Annotated in this window: 14 protein-coding genes and 1 pseudogene; 8 read left to right on the top strand and 7 right to left on the bottom strand. The window is 69.0% G+C overall.

Features of this window, described 5'->3' with window-relative positions; translation table 11 throughout:
* Window positions 1–214 precede the first annotated feature (214 nt).
* Entirely contained in the window at window positions 215–1,060 is an 846-nt protein-coding gene (locus ACFFJC_RS14710; protein WP_379488231.1) for a TauD/TfdA dioxygenase family protein, read from the bottom strand.
* Window positions 1,061–1,210: 150 nt separating this feature from the next.
* Window positions 1,211–1,810: a TetR/AcrR family transcriptional regulator gene (locus ACFFJC_RS14705; RefSeq protein ID WP_379488230.1), complete on the bottom strand. Its 600-nt coding sequence runs from the start codon at window positions 1,808–1,810 to the stop codon at window positions 1,211–1,213.
* A 104-nt stretch (window positions 1,811–1,914) separates the two neighbouring features.
* Here ACFFJC_RS14705 and ACFFJC_RS14700 point away from each other — a divergent pair, with 104 nt between their 5' ends.
* From ACFFJC_RS14700 to ACFFJC_RS14690, 3 genes are all read left to right on the top strand, one after another.
* On the top strand, window positions 1,915–2,985 hold the full coding sequence (locus ACFFJC_RS14700) for a PA0069 family radical SAM protein (RefSeq protein WP_379488229.1): 1,071 nt from the start codon (window positions 1,915–1,917) through the stop codon (window positions 2,983–2,985).
* Window positions 2,986–3,044: 59 nt separating this feature from the next.
* Window positions 3,045–3,842, top strand: a complete 798-nt coding sequence (locus ACFFJC_RS14695) for an enoyl-CoA hydratase/isomerase family protein (protein ID WP_379488228.1) — start codon at window positions 3,045–3,047, stop codon at window positions 3,840–3,842.
* Between the two features lie 68 nt (window positions 3,843–3,910).
* A complete protein-coding gene (locus ACFFJC_RS14690; protein WP_379488227.1) occupies window positions 3,911–4,180 on the top strand; it encodes a hypothetical protein in 270 nt (89 codons plus the stop codon).
* A gap of 57 nt (window positions 4,181–4,237) precedes the next feature.
* Here the strand turns inward: ACFFJC_RS14690 and dnaE are convergent, their stop codons facing one another.
* A complete protein-coding gene (gene dnaE, locus ACFFJC_RS14685) occupies window positions 4,238–7,837 on the bottom strand; it encodes a DNA polymerase III subunit alpha (protein ID WP_379488226.1) in 3,600 nt (1,199 codons plus the stop codon).
* Window positions 7,838–8,119: 282 nt separating this feature from the next.
* Between dnaE and ACFFJC_RS14680 the strand changes: the two genes are divergently transcribed.
* On the top strand, window positions 8,120–9,382 hold the full coding sequence (locus ACFFJC_RS14680) for a GGDEF domain-containing protein (protein ID WP_379488225.1): 1,263 nt from the start codon (window positions 8,120–8,122) through the stop codon (window positions 9,380–9,382).
* Window positions 9,383–9,434: 52 nt separating this feature from the next.
* Here the strand turns inward: ACFFJC_RS14680 and ACFFJC_RS14675 are convergent, their stop codons facing one another.
* The 4 genes from ACFFJC_RS14675 to ACFFJC_RS14660 all read right to left on the bottom strand — a co-directional run bounded on the left by ACFFJC_RS14675 (window position 9,435) and on the right by ACFFJC_RS14660 (window position 12,215).
* On the bottom strand, window positions 9,435–9,926 hold the full coding sequence (locus ACFFJC_RS14675; protein WP_379488224.1) for a glutathione peroxidase: 492 nt from the start codon (window positions 9,924–9,926) through the stop codon (window positions 9,435–9,437).
* Window positions 9,923–10,201 carry a hypothetical protein gene (locus ACFFJC_RS14670; RefSeq protein WP_379488223.1) on the bottom strand — a complete coding sequence of 93 codons (279 nt, stop codon included), beginning with the start codon at window positions 10,199–10,201 and terminating at the stop codon, window positions 9,923–9,925. Before ACFFJC_RS14670 ends, ACFFJC_RS14675 begins: the two co-directional genes overlap by 4 nt.
* A gap of 81 nt (window positions 10,202–10,282) precedes the next feature.
* Window positions 10,283–10,981 carry an ABC transporter ATP-binding protein gene (locus ACFFJC_RS14665; RefSeq protein WP_379488222.1) on the bottom strand — a complete coding sequence of 233 codons (699 nt, stop codon included), beginning with the start codon at window positions 10,979–10,981 and terminating at the stop codon, window positions 10,283–10,285.
* Window positions 10,974–12,215 carry a lipoprotein-releasing ABC transporter permease subunit gene (locus tag ACFFJC_RS14660; RefSeq protein WP_379488221.1) on the bottom strand — a complete coding sequence of 414 codons (1,242 nt, stop codon included), beginning with the start codon at window positions 12,213–12,215 and terminating at the stop codon, window positions 10,974–10,976. The genes ACFFJC_RS14665 and ACFFJC_RS14660 overlap by 8 nt, the downstream gene beginning before the upstream one ends.
* Before the next feature lie 339 nt (window positions 12,216–12,554).
* Here ACFFJC_RS14660 and purF point away from each other — a divergent pair, with 339 nt between their 5' ends.
* The 4 genes and pseudogenes from purF (at window position 12,555) to ACFFJC_RS14640 (ending at window position 15,237) form a co-directional block, all read left to right on the top strand.
* On the top strand, window positions 12,555–14,003 hold the full coding sequence (gene purF, locus ACFFJC_RS14655; protein WP_379488220.1) for an amidophosphoribosyltransferase: 1,449 nt from the start codon (window positions 12,555–12,557) through the stop codon (window positions 14,001–14,003).
* On the top strand, window positions 14,000–14,725 hold the full coding sequence (locus ACFFJC_RS14650) for an SDR family NAD(P)-dependent oxidoreductase (protein ID WP_379488219.1): 726 nt from the start codon (window positions 14,000–14,002) through the stop codon (window positions 14,723–14,725). Before purF ends, ACFFJC_RS14650 begins: the two co-directional genes overlap by 4 nt.
* A gap of 85 nt (window positions 14,726–14,810) precedes the next feature.
* Window positions 14,811–14,996 (top strand): annotated as a pseudogene (locus tag ACFFJC_RS14645) (PilZ domain-containing protein); the annotation flags it as partial.
* Window positions 14,997–15,078: 82 nt separating this feature from the next.
* Window positions 15,079–15,237: a hypothetical protein gene (locus ACFFJC_RS14640; protein ID WP_379488237.1), complete on the top strand. Its 159-nt coding sequence runs from the start codon at window positions 15,079–15,081 to the stop codon at window positions 15,235–15,237.
* Window positions 15,238–15,252: the final 15 nt, after the last annotated feature.

The following is a 15,252-nucleotide window of genomic DNA, read 5'->3' as shown; positions in this document are numbered from 1 at the left end:
GGGTTCGCCACCCTTCGACAGGCTCAGGATGAGCGGGCGAGCTGGGGCGCGCGTGGACACGCGACCCCTCCGCCAATTTGAACCACCCGCGGCGTGCCTAGCCCCCCTCGCTGAGGTCTATCACCAGCCGCTCACCGACGCGCCGACTGATGAATCCCTCATCCGCTCAGGCTGAGCCTGTCGCAGCCCCGGCTCCACTCTCCCGCGGAAAGGCTCAGCCGAAGGTCCAGGGCTCCTCGCCTTCCAGCTTGGTGCGGTGCATCATGCGGCCGCAGGTGGGATCGTAGGCTTCGGCGCGGTGCATGGTGCCGGTGTTGTCCCAGATCACCAGGTCGCCCACTTCCCACTCGTGGCTGTAGGTGAAATCTTCGCTGGTCGCCCATTCGCGCAAGCCGTGGATGATCCGGGCGCTTTCGAGATGGTCGACGCCCTCGACATGGTGGCAGGTGCAGCCGAGCACGAGCGACTTGCGGCCCGACGCATGCTTCCACACCAGCGGCAGCACCTTCTCGCCGATGCCCTGCATGCCCTTGAGCTTGGCGAGGCTCGGCTCCGGCTCGTAGTAGAACAGCGAGGCCCAGGGGCCGTGCACCACGCGCAGGTCTTCGTAGTAGGCCTTGTCCTCGTCCGACAGCGCTTCGTAGGCGGCATAAGTGTTGGAGAAGCCGGTGTTGCCGGTGCCCTTGGGGCTGGGCACCTTGCACGAGAGCAGCGAGGCCAGGATGGGAACCTCGTTGCGGGTGCCGTCGATGTGCCAGTAGAGCGAGCCCTTCAGGTACTCGGCGCTGCTGGGGTTCTCCTTGACGTCGAGCGTGATCTTGCTCGGCCCGCCGTCCGGCCCCTCGGGCGCATAGACGCCGAGGGTCTTGGTGAAGGCGATCTGCTCCGCATCGTCGAAGTGGATCTGCGGAAAGACCAGGATGCCGCGCGCTTCCAGCTCTTCGCGGAGCGCGCCGGCGAGTTCGCCCGAAAGGAGCTCCTCCTTGGTGTTGAGGATGCGGCTGCCGATCTTCGGCTTGATGTGCTCTGCCCTGAGCAGGGTCGCGGTGTCGACCGACATGGTATGTCTCCCAAGGTTCCTGTACGAGAACGCTGTTACCACGTTCTTCGCCATGGGCGCGGAAGAATCAATCCGCCATGGACGCTTCGTTCCGCGGGAGCGGTCAATCAGCGCCGGCGCGGTATGTCGGGCGGCAACTCAGGCGGCCAGTCAGGCGACGTGTCCGGCACGGGGTGCCAGGGTCTCCAGCCACCCTTCGACGATGCGCCGGGCCTCGGCATGGCCGGTGCGCACGCCCAGCCCCTCCTCCATCACGATGGCCCGTCCGATCCCGGCGAGCACGACGCTGAGCCCGGCGGGGTCGAAGCCGGCGAGCCGCTCCGCGCGGTCGCCCAGGATGTGCCTGAGGATCCCCACCTGGCGGGCGCGCATCTCCTCGCTGTGCTCGGCCATGTAGGCGCGCACGGCCGGCCGGTGGTTGGCCAGCGCCATGAACTCCAGCGCCATGGCCGTCCGGCTGGTGTCGATGAAGAAGTCCCACAAGGCGCGCAGCGGATCGTCCGAGGCGAGCGCGGCCTCGATCATGCGATCGCTTTCCTCCGCGCCCTGCCGCGAGACGGCGACCAGCAGGTCGTCGGTGGTGGGGAAATAGTAGTGCACCAGCGAGGGCTTGAGCCCGGCCCGCGCCGCCACCCGGCGGCTGCTGACGGCGGCGTAGCCCTCGTCCCGGATCAACTGGTTGGTGGCCGCGATGATGAGCGCCCGCGTCGCGGACGTCTCGGCTCCGACCCTGCGCGCTGCGCCTGCCATCGTGTTCCCCTTTGCGACCGGCCTAGGGGTGCGGCGGCGGAAGATCAACCGGGCCCGCCAGAAAGGACTCGCGCCAGACTTTTGTTCGCTGTATGTTCCGCATCATGAAGCCATGGAAGGGCAGAGGTGCAGTCAGTGGCGCGACCAGCGCGCGCTTCCACCTGCCCGCGCGCGAGGCGGACGGCGACTGGCTCGACGCCGCCGAAGCGATCGACGGGCCCGCACGGCATCCCCTGACGACGGTGACCGAGGAGCACCCGCGCTCGATCCTCTCGTTCAACCAGTCCCCCGACGTGCCCTTCGACCGCTCGGTGAACGCCTATCGCGGCTGCGAGCATGGGTGCATCTACTGCTTCGCGCGGCCGACGCATGCCTATCACGACCTCTCGCCCGGGCTCGACTTCGAGACCCGGCTGTTCGCCAAACCGGCCGCGGCGGCGCTGCTGCGCGCGACGCTGGCGAAGCCGGGCTACAAGCCCGCGCCGATCGCGATGGGCACCAACACCGATCCCTACCAGCCGATCGAGGCGCGCTATCGCATCACCCGCGCCGTGCTGGAGCTGTGCCTGGAGACGGGCCACCCGGTGACGATCACCACCAAGTCCGACCGGGTGCTGCGCGACCTCGACCTCATCGAGGCGCTGGCCCGGCGCAACCTGGTGCACGTCGGCATCTCCATCACCAGCCTCGACGCGCGCCTGTCGCAGACGCTGGAGCCGCGCGCGGCCTCTCCGGCGAAGCGGATGGAGGCGCTCGGGCGCCTCGCGGCCGCAGGAGTCCCGGTCCATGTCTCGGTCGCGCCGGTCATCCCCTCCATCACCGACAGCTTCATGGAAGCGATCATGGCCGAGGCCGCCGGCCGCGGCGTTCGCGCGGCGAGCTGGATCGTGATCCGGCTGCCCCACGAAGTCGCGCCGCTGTTCCGCGAATGGCTCGACACCCACTTCCCCGAACGCGCGGGCAAGGTCATGGCGACGATCCGCTCGATCCGCGGCGGGCGGGACAACGACCCCGACTTCTTCAGCCGCATGAAGCCGCAGGGCGTCTGGGCCGACCTGTTCCGCCGCCGCTTCCGCGTCGCGGCGGCGCGGCTGGGCATGACCGGGCCGCAGGTCGCGCTCGATTGCACGCAGTTCCGGCGGCCCTCGGTGGACGGGCAACTCTCGCTGCTGTGAGCAAGCGCAATTGCCGCAAGGTGATTGGGCGCGCGGGCGGGCGGCGGCTATGGCAAGGCATGGCCGCAGATCCGATCCGCGTCGAACGGCGCGAAGCCGTGGACATCGTCACGCTCAACCGCCCGCAGGCGCTGAACACCTTCGACGAGGCGATGACTTTCGCCTTGCGGGACTACTTCGCCGCCCTGCCCGAACGGACCGAGGTGCGCGTGGTGGTCCTGCGCGCGGAGGGGCGCGCGTTCTGCGCCGGGCTCGATCTCGGCGGCTGGGCACAGGACCCCGAGCGCGGGCAGCTGCAGCATTTCTGGCGGCTGCAGCGCGCCATCGCCGGGCTGCTGGAGCTGATGCGCGCCTGCCCGCAGCCGATCGTCGGGCTCGGCAACGGCGCCGCCTGCGGGGCGGGGTTCTCGCTCCTGCTGGCGAGCGACGTGCGCCTCGGCACGCCCGACCTCAGGATGAACGCGGCCTACATCAAGGTCGGCCTGGGCGGCTGCGACCTGGGCTGCAGCTACTTCCTCCCCCGCCTGGTCGGCGCCTCGGTCGCCTCAGAGTACATGTTGACCGGCCGCTTCATGACCGCGGAACGGGCGCTCTCGTGCGGACTGCTGAGCCGTATCGTGCCGGCCGAGGACCTGCTCGGGGCCGGGCTGGAGCTGGCGGAGGAAATGGCCGCCAACGCGCCCATGGGGCTGCGGCTCACCAAGGATGCGATCAACCGCAACCTCGATGCGCGCTCGCTGGCCGACGCCATGGCGGTGGAGGACCGGCAGCAGGTGATGATGCTCATGAGCGAGGACTTCGCTGAAGGCGTCGCCGCCTTTCGCGAGAAGCGACAGCCGCTCTACCGCGACCGCTGAGGCGGGGCGCAACCCGGACGCGCCCCGTGCGTTGCGGGGTGCATCCTGTTGGGAAAGGAGTCGCAGAGATGGTCGACGAAACCGTGACTACCCAGCGTCCGGCGGACCCCGCCACGACGCATACCACCGTCATCCACGAGAACCGCTCTTCGGGCAGCGGCATGGGCATCATCATGGCGCTCATCCTGCTGGTGGTCGTGATCGGCGGCATCTACCTGTTCAGCCAGAACAGCGAAGTCGCCAAGGACAACGCGGTCGCCGAGGCGGCCAGCGACGTGGGCAACGCCGCCACCAAGGTGGGCGACGCCGCCCAGGACGCGGTCAGCACCGAGAAGTAACCGTCGCCACGGGGCCGGCTGCGCCGGGCTGGCCCTTTGGCGCTGCCCCCCGCTGTCCTAGGCCGCCATCGCCACGCGCTCGGGGCCGCGCTTGGCGGTGAGTGAGACGTTGCTGATGCCGGCGATGCTCTGGAGCTGTTCCGCGAACTCGCCTTCGAGCGCGAAATCGCGGCCGAGGCGCACGGCCTGGCGGCGACCGTCCGGCAGGACCAGGGTGGCGATCACCTCGCCGGCGCCGCGCGCACCCGGGCGCATGAGCAGCGCCAGTTCCTGCACCGCCTCGATCCGGTCGATGTCGAGCTTGAGCACCATGCGCGCGTCGGCCTTCACCTCGGCGAGCGGACGGGCGCCGCGCACGGTGACGCGCGGGGGTTCCTCGGGGCTGGGCGAATCGAGCTCGACATTGAGCAGCACGCAGGCCCCCTCGCGCGCCCACTTCACGAAGTTCTCGACGAGGCTCTCCTCGAAGCAGGAGGCGGAGAAGTTGCCCGACTGGTCCGAGAAGTCGGCCATGACGAAGTCCTTGCCCTTGCGCGTCTTGCGCTTCTGGACGCCCTCCACCATCGCCGCCATCACCGCGCCGGTGCGGCCGCCGGCGCCCCCGGCCATGAGGTTGCCGTAAGTCCGCGCGCCGTTGGCCGAGGCCACCGCGCGGTACTGCTCCACCGGGTGGGCGGCGAAGTAGAAGCCGAAGGTCTCGCGCTCCTTGGTCATCTGCTCGGCGCGGTCCCAGCGCTCGGCCTCGACCAGCCGCAGCCCCTGCTCGGCGTGCTCCTCGCCGCCGAACAGGCCGTGCTGGCTGGAGTTGCGCTCGCGCGAGGAGCGATCGGCCTCGGCCAGCAGCGTGTCAGCGTTCGCCAGCACTTTGGCGCGGTTGGGCTCGAGCGCGTCGAAGGCCCCCGCGGCGGCGAGACTTTCCAGCTGCCGGCGGTTCATCGAGCCGGCGGGGGCGCGGCGAAACACGTCGTCCAGGCTCTCGAACGGGCCGTTCGCCTGCCGCTCGGCGACGATGGCGTCCATCGCCTTCTCGCCCACGTTGCGGATCCCGGCGAGCGCATAGCGGACCGCATGACTCTCGGCCGTCTCCTCGACGATGAACTCGGCCTCGGAGCGGTTGATGTCGGGCGGCGCCAGTTCGATCCCGTTGCGGCGCGCGTCGTCGACGAAGATCGCCAGCTTTTCGGACTGGTGCATGTCGAAGCACATGGCCGCGGCGTAGAATTCGTGCGGGTAGTGCGCCTTGAACCAGGCGGTGTGGTAGGCCAGCAGGGCATAGGCCGCGGCGTGGCTCTTGTTGAAGCCGTAGCCGGCGAACTTGTCGATCAGGTCGAACAGCTCGTTCGCCTTGTCGGGCGCGATGTCCGAGTGCTCCTTGCAGCCGTCGACGAAGCGCTGGCGCTGCTTGTCCATTTCGGCCTGGACCTTCTTGCCCATCGCGCGGCGCAGAAGGTCGGCATCGCCCAGCGAGTAGCCCGCCAGGATCTGCGCGGCCTGCATGACCTGCTCCTGGTAGACGAAGATGCCGTAGGTCTCGCCCAGGATCCCGGCCAGCTTGTCGTGCGGATACTCGATGGGGGCGAGGCCGTTCTTGCGCTGGCCGAACAGCGGGATGTTGTCCATCGGGCCTGGCCGATAGAGCGAGACGAGCGCGATGATGTCGCCGAAGTTGGTCGGCTTCACCGCCGCCAGGGTGCGGCGCATGCCTTCCGATTCCAGCTGGAACACCCCCACGGTGTCGCCGCGCTTGAGCAGTTCGTAGACCGCGGGATCGTCCCAGCCGAGGGTCGAGAGGTTGATGCTGACGCCCCGCCGCTCCAGCAGGTCGCAGGCCTTGCGCAGCACCGACAAGGTCTTGAGGCCGAGGAAGTCGAACTTCACGAGCCCGGTGTCCTCGACATACTTCATGTCGAACTGCGTCACCGGCATGTCGGAACGCGGATCGCGATAGAGCGGGATCAGCTTGGCGAGCGGGCGGTCGCCGATGACCACGCCCGCAGCGTGGGTGGACGAGTTGCGCGGCAGTCCTTCCAGCTGCACCGCGAGGTCGACCAGCCGGCGCACTTCCGGGTCGGTGTCGTACTCGCGCCGGAACTCGGCCACCGGCGGGTCCTTGGTGACGCCGTGCGCCTTGCGCCCGTGGATCGCCTCGGTGAGCGTCCAGGGGTCGGTGGGATGGTTGGGGACCATCTTGCACAGCGAATCGACCCGGCCGTAGCCCATCTGCAGGATGCGCCCGCAGTCGCGCAGCACGGCGCGGGCCTTCATCTTGCCGAAGGTGATGATCTGCGCGACGTGGTCGTGCCCGTACTTCTTCTGGACGTAGCGGATCACCTCGCCGCGACGGGTTTCGCAGAAGTCGATGTCGAAGTCGGGCATCGAGACGCGTTCCGGGTTGAGGAAGCGTTCGAACAGCAGGCCCAGCCGGAGCGGGTCGAGGTCGGTGATGGTCAGCGCCCAGGCGACCAGCGACCCGGCGCCCGAGCCGCGGCCAGGGCCCACCGGAATGCCGTTGTCCTTGGCCCACTTGATGAAGTCGGCAACGATCAGGAAGTAGCCGGGGAATCCCATGCCGACGATGATCCGCGTCTCGAAGTCGAGCCGCTCGGCATATTCGAGGAAGTCCTCGGTCACCCCCCGCTCGCGCAGGGCTTCCCAGGCGGCACGGCGCTCGTCCCCCTGCAGGGCCATCGCGGCGTCGAGCTCCTCCTCGCCGACCTCGGGCCAGTAGGGCGTCAGCCGCCGCGCCAGACCGCGACGGGAATCGTCGGCGAGCATGCGCGCCTCGCCTTCGCGGTCGCCGGCAAGGCTGGGGAGCAACGGCTTGCGCTTGGGCGGCGCGTAGGCGCAGCGCTGCGCGACCACCAACGTGTTCGCCAGCGCCTCGGGCAGATCGGCGAACAGCTCCGCCATGTCCGCGGCCGGCTTCACCCAGCGCTCGGAGGAGGAGCGCGGGCGATCCGCCGCGTCCACCTGCGTCGAGTTGGCGATGCACAGCATGGCGTCATGGGCCGGGTGGAACTGCTTCTCCGCGTACTGCGCGGGATTGGAGGCCACCAGCGGGATCTCGCGCTGGTAGGCGAGCGCGATCAGGTCCTCCTCGCTTTCGTCCTCCTCGGGCTCGCCGGTGCGGGTGATCTCGATGTAGAGGCGGTCTCCGAAGAGCGCCTGCAGCGTGTCGCAGTAGCTTTCGGCCTGCTCGTGCCGGCCGGCGGCATAGAGCCGCGCGAGCGCGCCCTCGTTGCCACCGGTGAGGCAGATCAGCCCGTCCGTATGGCCGCGCAGCGATTCGAGCTCGACATGCGGGTCGAGCTCCAGCGGACGGTCGAGATGCGCGCGGCTGACGTGGTGGCACAAGTTGAGCCAGCCCGCCTCGTTCTGCGCGAAGAGCGCGATCCAGTCGATCATCCGCTCCAGCCCCTGCGCCACCGCGCCGGGACGGCAGATCGCCAGGAAGGTGCCGACGACGGGCTGCACGCCCGCCCCCTTGCAGGCGGCGGCGAAGGTGGGGGCGCCGTAGAGGCCGTTGCGGTCGCAGATCGCGGCGGCGGGGAAGCGGCGCTCCTTCGCCAGCTTGGCGATCGCCTTCGGGTCGATCGCGCCGTCCAGCATGGTGAAGCTGGAGAAGATGCGAAGCGGAACGAAGGGGGCATGGGACATCGCGGAAATCTAGGCACTGGACCCATGCCCGATCAAGGGCGCAGCGGCAGAACGCCGTGGATAGCCCGGCGCCCGGCCGGACCTGCCTGAGGAGGCCGAAGACCTCGCTGTACTCTCACGTATAAAGCGTTAACACCCTTGCCCTATAGTACAGAATGCGGCGCTTTGCTCGCGCCGTCAGATGGTTAACATTCGGTCACCGGAAAACCGGGTTGGGGCAGGAAGGCGCGTGCGGAAACAGCGAGCAGCACTGGGCCGAGCACCGCACTCGCGGGAGCGCGGATGAGCGCCTTGCCCGCCCCGGACATGACGACGATCGCCGCGTGCAGCACGGTGCTGGGCGCGATCATGTGCATCGCCGTCCTGCTCTCGTGGCTGGAGGACGGACGTCCCACGCAGCGGCGCTGGCTGTTCGCCCCCTTCGGCGTCGCGGTGCCGGCGGGCGTGTTGCTGACGTGGCCGGAGCTGGTGCCCGGGCCGTGGGGCCTGCGTCTGGGGTGGTTCGCGCTCACCCTTGTCTATGGATCGGCCTGGCTAGCCGCGCGGGTCATGGCGGGGCGTACCCCGCGGCCCCTTGCCATGCTGGCGCCCTGCCTGGCGGTGCTCCTGTTCTCCTGCACCGTCGCGGCCGAGGGCCACTGGCCCGAACTGCGCATGCTGCCCCGCACCCTCCTGTTCGCCGGCTTCAACGGCCTGGCCGCACGGGAGTTCGCGCGTATGCGCAACCCGCAGCTGCCGTCGGCGCGGACGCTGCGCTGGATCTTTGCAGGCTTCTGCGCCTTCGAGCTGGCCCGCGCGCCGCTCTCGCTGACGCTGCCGGCTCCGTTCGGGCCGGGCGAGCCGCAAGTCTGGACGATCGCGCTGTTCAACTTCCTGCTGGTCCTGGAAGGGCTGCTGCTGGGCGTGTTCATGACCGCGCTGGGGCGCGAGCAGCTGGCGGCGCAGCACTATCGCCTCGCCTCGATCGACCCGCTCACCGGCATCGGCAATCGCCGTGCCTTCGACGCCCGCATGGCGCGGCTTGCAAGCGAAGGACCCAACGGGTCCTGCACCGCCGTCGCCGTGCTCGACATCGACCACTTCAAGGCCGTGAACGACGAGTTGGGCCACGGCTTCGGCGACCTCGTCATCGTCGGCGCCGCGACGGTGGCGCAGGAGGTCTTCGGCAGTGCCAACGTGTTCCGCATCGGCGGCGAGGAGTTCGCCGGGATCATCGTCGCCGGGACGCAGGACCTGGTCGCGGCGCGGGCGGAGATGATGCGCGAAGCCTTCGCCGCCCGCGCGCATGTTCAGGGGGAAGTCTCGCGGCGCTGCACGATCAGCATCGGGGTGGCCGTGGCCGTACCCGGCGCCGAGCCCCATGCGATCTTCGCGGCGGCGGACAACGCGCTCTACTTGGCCAAGCGCCAGGGCCGCGACCGCTACGTGGTGGTATCGGGGGGTAAGTCCGCGCCCGGGGCCGACGTGGCGGCCTTTGCCGCCAGCGAGGGCTCCGCCACCGCCTTGCGCGCTGCCGTCGAGCGCCGCGCGGCGCGCCGCCGCTGAGCGCGGCTCACTGGGGGCCGGATCACTGGGGCGCCGAGGCCCCGGCGGGACGTCAGAGCAGCTTCTCGATGTCCTTCGCGATCGCTTCCGGCTTGTCGGTCGGCGCATAGCGGCGCACCACCTTGCCCTCCCGGTCGATCAGGAACTTGGTGAAGTTCCACTTGATCGCCTTGGAACCCAGCACACCGGGCGCCTGGCTCTTGAGCCAGTCGTACAAGGGCGTGGTGCCGGCGCCGTTGACGTCGACCTTGCCCATCAGCGGAAACGACAGGCCGAAGTTCACCTCGCAGAACGAGGCGATCTCGTCCGCGTCGCCGGGCTCCTGACCGCCGAACTGGTTGCAGGGGAAGGCGATCACTTCGAACCCGCGGTCCCCGTACTGCCGCCAGAGCGCCTCCAGGCCCTTGTACTGCGGCGTGAAGCCGCACTTGCTGGCGGTGTTGACGACCAGCACCACCTTCCCCAGCCGGTCGGCCAGGCTGGTGGCCTCACCATTGGGCAGGGTCGCGGTAAAGTCCGCGATGGTGCGCGGGTCGCCGCTCATGCCGCGGGGAAGTCGGCGCGGCGGAAGAGGTTGCGGATCTCGCCGATGCGCAGCGTGTGGTCGCCCGCCTTCTCGATCGCATAGTCGTCCTGCCGCTCCTCGGGCATGCCCATCACGAAGCGGATCAGCTCGGCCACGGTGCCGCTGCGGATCGTCTTGAAGTTGTGGAACAGCCCGCCGCCGTCCTCGCACCTATGGAGGTCGGCCGTATCGTCCCAGGGGTAGCTCCGCGACGAAGTCTCGCTGGCTTCGATGGTGGACGGGGTGTCGCTCATCGGCGATGTCCTTTTCTGTTCAACCTGGCACATTCGATGTGGGTACCGAAAAGCCTGAGGTCAACGCCGGTTCCGCCATTCCTAGGTCAGCACCCCGTCATGCAGGCGCACGACGCGGTCCATCGCCGCGGCGAGGCGCTCGTTGTGCGTGGCGACCAGCGCGGCGCTGCCTTCACCGCGCACCAGCTGCACGAACTGCGCGAAGACCCGGTCCGCGGTCGCCTCGTCGAGGTTGCCGGTAGGCTCGTCGGCCAGGACCAGGTGCGGCCGGTTGGCCAGCGCACGGGCCACGGCCACGCGCTGCTGCTCGCCACCGGACAGCTTGCTCGGCCGGTGCTCCAGCCGCTGCCCCAGGGCGAGCGCCTCGAGCAGTTCGCGGGCCCGTGCCTCGCACGCCTCGCGCGGCTTGCCGGTGATGAGCTGGGGCAGCACCACGTTCTCGATCGCGTTGAAATCGGGCAGGAGGTGGTGGAACTGGTAGACGAAGCCGATGTGGTCGCGCCGCACCGCCGCCCGCTGGTCCTTGCCCAGCTTGCTGGCGTCGATGCCGGCGATCTCGATCCGCCCGCCGAAGCCGCCTTCCAGCAGCCCGATGGCCTGGAGCATCGTCGACTTGCCCGAACCCGAGGGGCCGAGCAGCGCCACGATCTCGCCGGGGCGGACCTCCAGGTCCACGCCGCGCAGCACGTCGATGCGCACGCCGCCCTGCTCGAAGCTGCGGGTGACCGCGGTCAGGCGGACGACGGGTCCGCTGGTGGATGCCGGGACGGCCTCATTCATAGCGCAGGACCTGCACGGGATCGGTGCTCGCCGCCTTGTAGGCGGGGTAGAGCGTGGCCAGGAAGCTGAAGACGAGCGCCATCACGCTGATCGTGGCGATCTCCACCGGGTCGGAGCGGGCGGGAAGCTCGGTCAAGAAGCGGATCGAGGGGTCCCACAGGTTCTGGCCGGTGAGGATCTCCACCGCATGCACGATCGGCTGGCGGAAGTAGAGGAACACGAAGCCCAGCAGCAGCCCGGCCACCGTCCCCATCGCCCCGATGCAGAAGCCGGCGGTGACGAAGACCTTGAGCAGCGAGTGCCGCGTCGCCCCCATCGTGCGCAGGATCGCGATGTCGCGGGTTTTGGCGCGCACCAGCATGATGAGCGAGGAGAGGATGTTGAACACCGCCACCAGCACGATGATCGAGAGCACCACGAACATCGCCACGCGCTCCACCGCCAGCGCCTCGAACAGCGACGAGTTGATGGTCTTCCAGTCGGTCACCACGGCCCGGCCGGACAGCTGGCGCTGCAGCGGCGCGAGGATCTCGCCCACCCGGTCAGGGTTCTCGGTGGTCACCTCGATCATGCCGATCGAATCGCCGGTGAGCAGCAGCGTCTGCGCGTCCTTCATCGGCATCACGACGAAGGCGTTGTCGTAGTCGTAGACGCCGATCTCGAAGATCGCCGCCACCCGGTAGGCGATCTGCCGCGGCACCGTCCCGAACGGGGTCGAGCGTCCCTGCGGGTTGATGATGGTGATGACGTCGCCCACTTGCGCGCCCAGGTTCTGCGCGAGCTGCGAGCCGATCGCGACGTTGTCGCTCTGCGGCCTGAGCTCGGCGAGGTTGCCCGCCTTCAGCTTGTCCTGGATGCGCCCGATGTCCTGCGGCGTGTTGCCGCGCACCAGGATCGCCTCCACCCGGCCGTTGAAGCTGGCGAGCAGCGGCTGCTCGATCAGCGGCGAGGCGCGCGTGACGCCGGGCGTGCGGCGCACGTCCTCCAGCACGCGCTGCCAGTCGTCGAGACGGCCGCCATAGGCCTGGATGATGGCGTGGCCGTTGAGGTTGACGATCTTGTCGAACAGCTCGGCGCGAAAGCCGTTCATCACGCTCATGACGATGACCAGCGCCGCAACCCCGAGCATGACCGCGACGAGACTGATTCCGGCGACCAGGGCGATGAAGCGCTCGCCCTTGCCAGGCAGCATGTAGCGCTTGGCGATCGTCCATTCGAAAGGGGATAGGATCAAGCGACGGGTCCGTCTGTGATCGGCAGGGCGAGCCCGGCATTACGGGGATGACCGCGCGCTGGCAAGCGGCGCGCCGGCCGGCCAGTTCGCAAGAACCCGAAAAAGCCGCGAGCCGCTGACGGGTTCCCGCCCGAGCCCGCCCTCCTTCGCGCGACGGTGCCGGCGCCCGCCTTGCCGGCCAGGTTCGGCAGCGCCGTCATCGTCCCGTCACGGCACAGGTGCAGGGGACCATCGGGGCCATGCGTCCTGCCGCAAGGGCCACCCTTCCCCCTTGCTTTTCGGCGCGATCGCAGCCAAATGCGCGTCGCGTTCTGACGCGCCAGCGGGCTGGATGAATCCATGAACATGACACACCCCTTCCGTGACGCCGACGGGGACAAGCTGCGCGAAGAGTGCGGCATCTTCGGCGTTATCGGCGCCCGCGAGGCTGCGAACATCGCGGCCGCCGGGCTCCATTCCCTCCAGCACCGCGGGCAGGAAGCGGTCGGCATAACGAGCTTCTCCGGGTCCGAGTTCCACTCGCATCGCGGCATCGGCCACGTCGCGCAGGTGTTCAGCCAGAAGGAGCTGGACACCCTGCCGGGCACGATGGCCTCCGGCCACGTGCGCTACGCCACCACCGGCGGCTCCGGCCTGCGCAACGTCCAGCCGCTCTTCGCGGACCTGGCCGAGGGTGGCTTCTCGATCGCGCACAACGGCAACATCTCGAACGCGATGACGCTCAAGCGCGACCTCGTGTCCAAGGGCTCGATCTTCCAGTCGACCTCGGACACCGAGGTCATCATTCATCTGGTCGCGACCAGCCGCTACCCCACCCTGCTCGACCGCTTCGTCGACGCGCTGCGCATGGTGGAAGGCGCCTATTCGCTGATCTGCATGACGGCCGAGGGCATGATCGCCTGCCGCGACCCGCTCGGGATCCGCCCGCTGGTGATGGGCCGCATCGGCGATGCCACCGTGTTCGCGTCCGAGACCGTCGCCTTCGACGTGATCGGCGCCGAGTTCATCCGCTCGATCGAGCCGGGCGAGCTGGTGCAGGTCGATCACAAGGGCACGATCTCCAGCCATCGCCCCTTCGGCAACCCGGCCCCGCGCCCGTGCATCTTCGAGCACGTCTACTTCTCCCGCCCCGACTCGGTGATGGACGGCCGCTCGGTCTACCAGGTGCGCAAGCAGATCGGCATGGAGCTGGCCAAGGAAGCCTTCGCCGACGCCGACGTGGTGATCCCCGTCCCCGACAGCGGCGTTCCCGCCGCCATCGGCTATGCCCAGCAGTCGGGCATCCCCTTCGAGCTGGGGATCATCCGCTCGCACTACGTGGGCCGCACCTTCATCCAGCCGGGCGACGCGGCGCGCCATGCCGACGTCAAGCGCAAGCACAACGCCAACCGGGCGGTGGTCGAGGGCAAGAAGATCATCCTCATCGACGATTCGATCGTGCGTGGCACCACGTCGAAGAAGATCGTCGAGATGATGCGCGATGCCGGCGCCGCCGAAGTCCACATGCGCATCGCCAGCCCGCCGACCGAGCATTCGTGCTTCTACGGCGTCGACACGCCGGAGCGCTCGAAGCTGCTGGCCGCGACGATGGACACCGAGGCCATGGCCGACTTCATCCAGGCCGACAGCCTTGCCTTCGTCTCGATCGACGGCCTCTACCGCGCGGTCGGCGAGGCGGAACGCGCCAACAAGTGCCCGCAGTTCTGCGATGCCTGCTTCACCGGCGACTACCCGACCAAGCTGACCGACTTCTCCGAGCGCTTCGCAGCCGAGCGCAACGCGGCGTGAGCGGAGCATTCGACGGACAGGTCGCGCTCGTCACCGGGGCCAGCCGGGGCATCGGCGAGGCCACCGCGATCGCGCTGGCGGCGCAGGGCGCCCACGTGGTGCTGACGGCACGCGACACCAAGGCTCTCGAAGCGGTCGAGGAACGGATCTTCCAGGCCGGCGGCGCGGCGACGATCGCGCCGGTCGACCTTGTCGAGCCCGACGGCATCGCCCGGCTCGCCACCGCCATCCAGCAGCGCTGGGGCAAGCTCGACATCCTGGTCATCAATGCCGCCGTCCTGCCGGAGCTGACCAGCGTCGCCGACATCGACCAGCGCGCCTTCAACAAGGCGCTCACCACCAATGTGCTCGCCAGCCAGGCGCTGATCGCCAACTTCGATCCGCTGCTGCGCAGGAGCGAGAACCCGCGCGTAATCGGCATGACCACCACCGTCGCGCAGGCGCCGCGCGCCTATTGGGGTGCCTATGGTGCGACCAAGGCGGCGCTCGAAGTCCTGCTGGACTGCTACGCGCAGGAAACCGCCCGCGTCTCCAGGCTGCGCGTCGCCATCGTCAATCCCGGCGCCACCCGCACCGCGATGCGCGCCCGGGCCTACCCCGGCGAGGCCCCCGCCTCGGTCAAGCCGCCCGAGACGGTCGCCGACCGGCTGATCGCACTGCTCCAGGAGGCGTTTCCCACGGGCCACCGGGAAACAATCGGACAGGTTAACCAGTTAGCGTAATCCGAAAGTAACCCCCTGCCTGTGACACAAGGCGCAGACTCGGCATCCCACGCGCCTGCCGTGCAAAAAAACCGAGAGGTCGCACATGGTCCACACCCACCCGGAACGCTACGCGCAGGCCGCGCAGGAAGACCGCAGCGCGCCGAGATTGCGGATCTCGATCCCCGCCTCGCTGCGTCCCTCAGGGTCGAAGGGTTTCCAGACCGCGGTGCGGGACCTCTCGCTGTCCGGCTTCTCGGCCACCGCGATGACGCGCATCGCTCCGCGCACCATCTGCTGGCTCACGCTTCCCGACAAGGAGACCATGTCGGCCAAGGTCGTGTGGTGGGACAACGGCATCCCACGCGCCTGCCGTGCAACGCTGCTCGACCCGCTCGAACTCGAAGCGATACTCGCGCGATGGAACGGACAACGGCCTGGTCGGTTGCGCCTTCGACACGCTGCTCGACCCGCTCGAACTCGAAGCGATACTCGCGCGATGGAACGGCGAGAGCACGCGCCCGCGCTCCTGAGCTGACGGCAGAAGG

It is taken from the genome of Novosphingobium soli (genome assembly GCF_042432915.1).
GTDB classification, from domain to species: domain Bacteria; phylum Pseudomonadota; class Alphaproteobacteria; order Sphingomonadales; family Sphingomonadaceae; genus Novosphingobium; species Novosphingobium soli.
The sequence above is the reverse complement of the archived record's forward strand: the minus strand, read 5'-3'. Positions and strand labels throughout refer to the sequence as shown.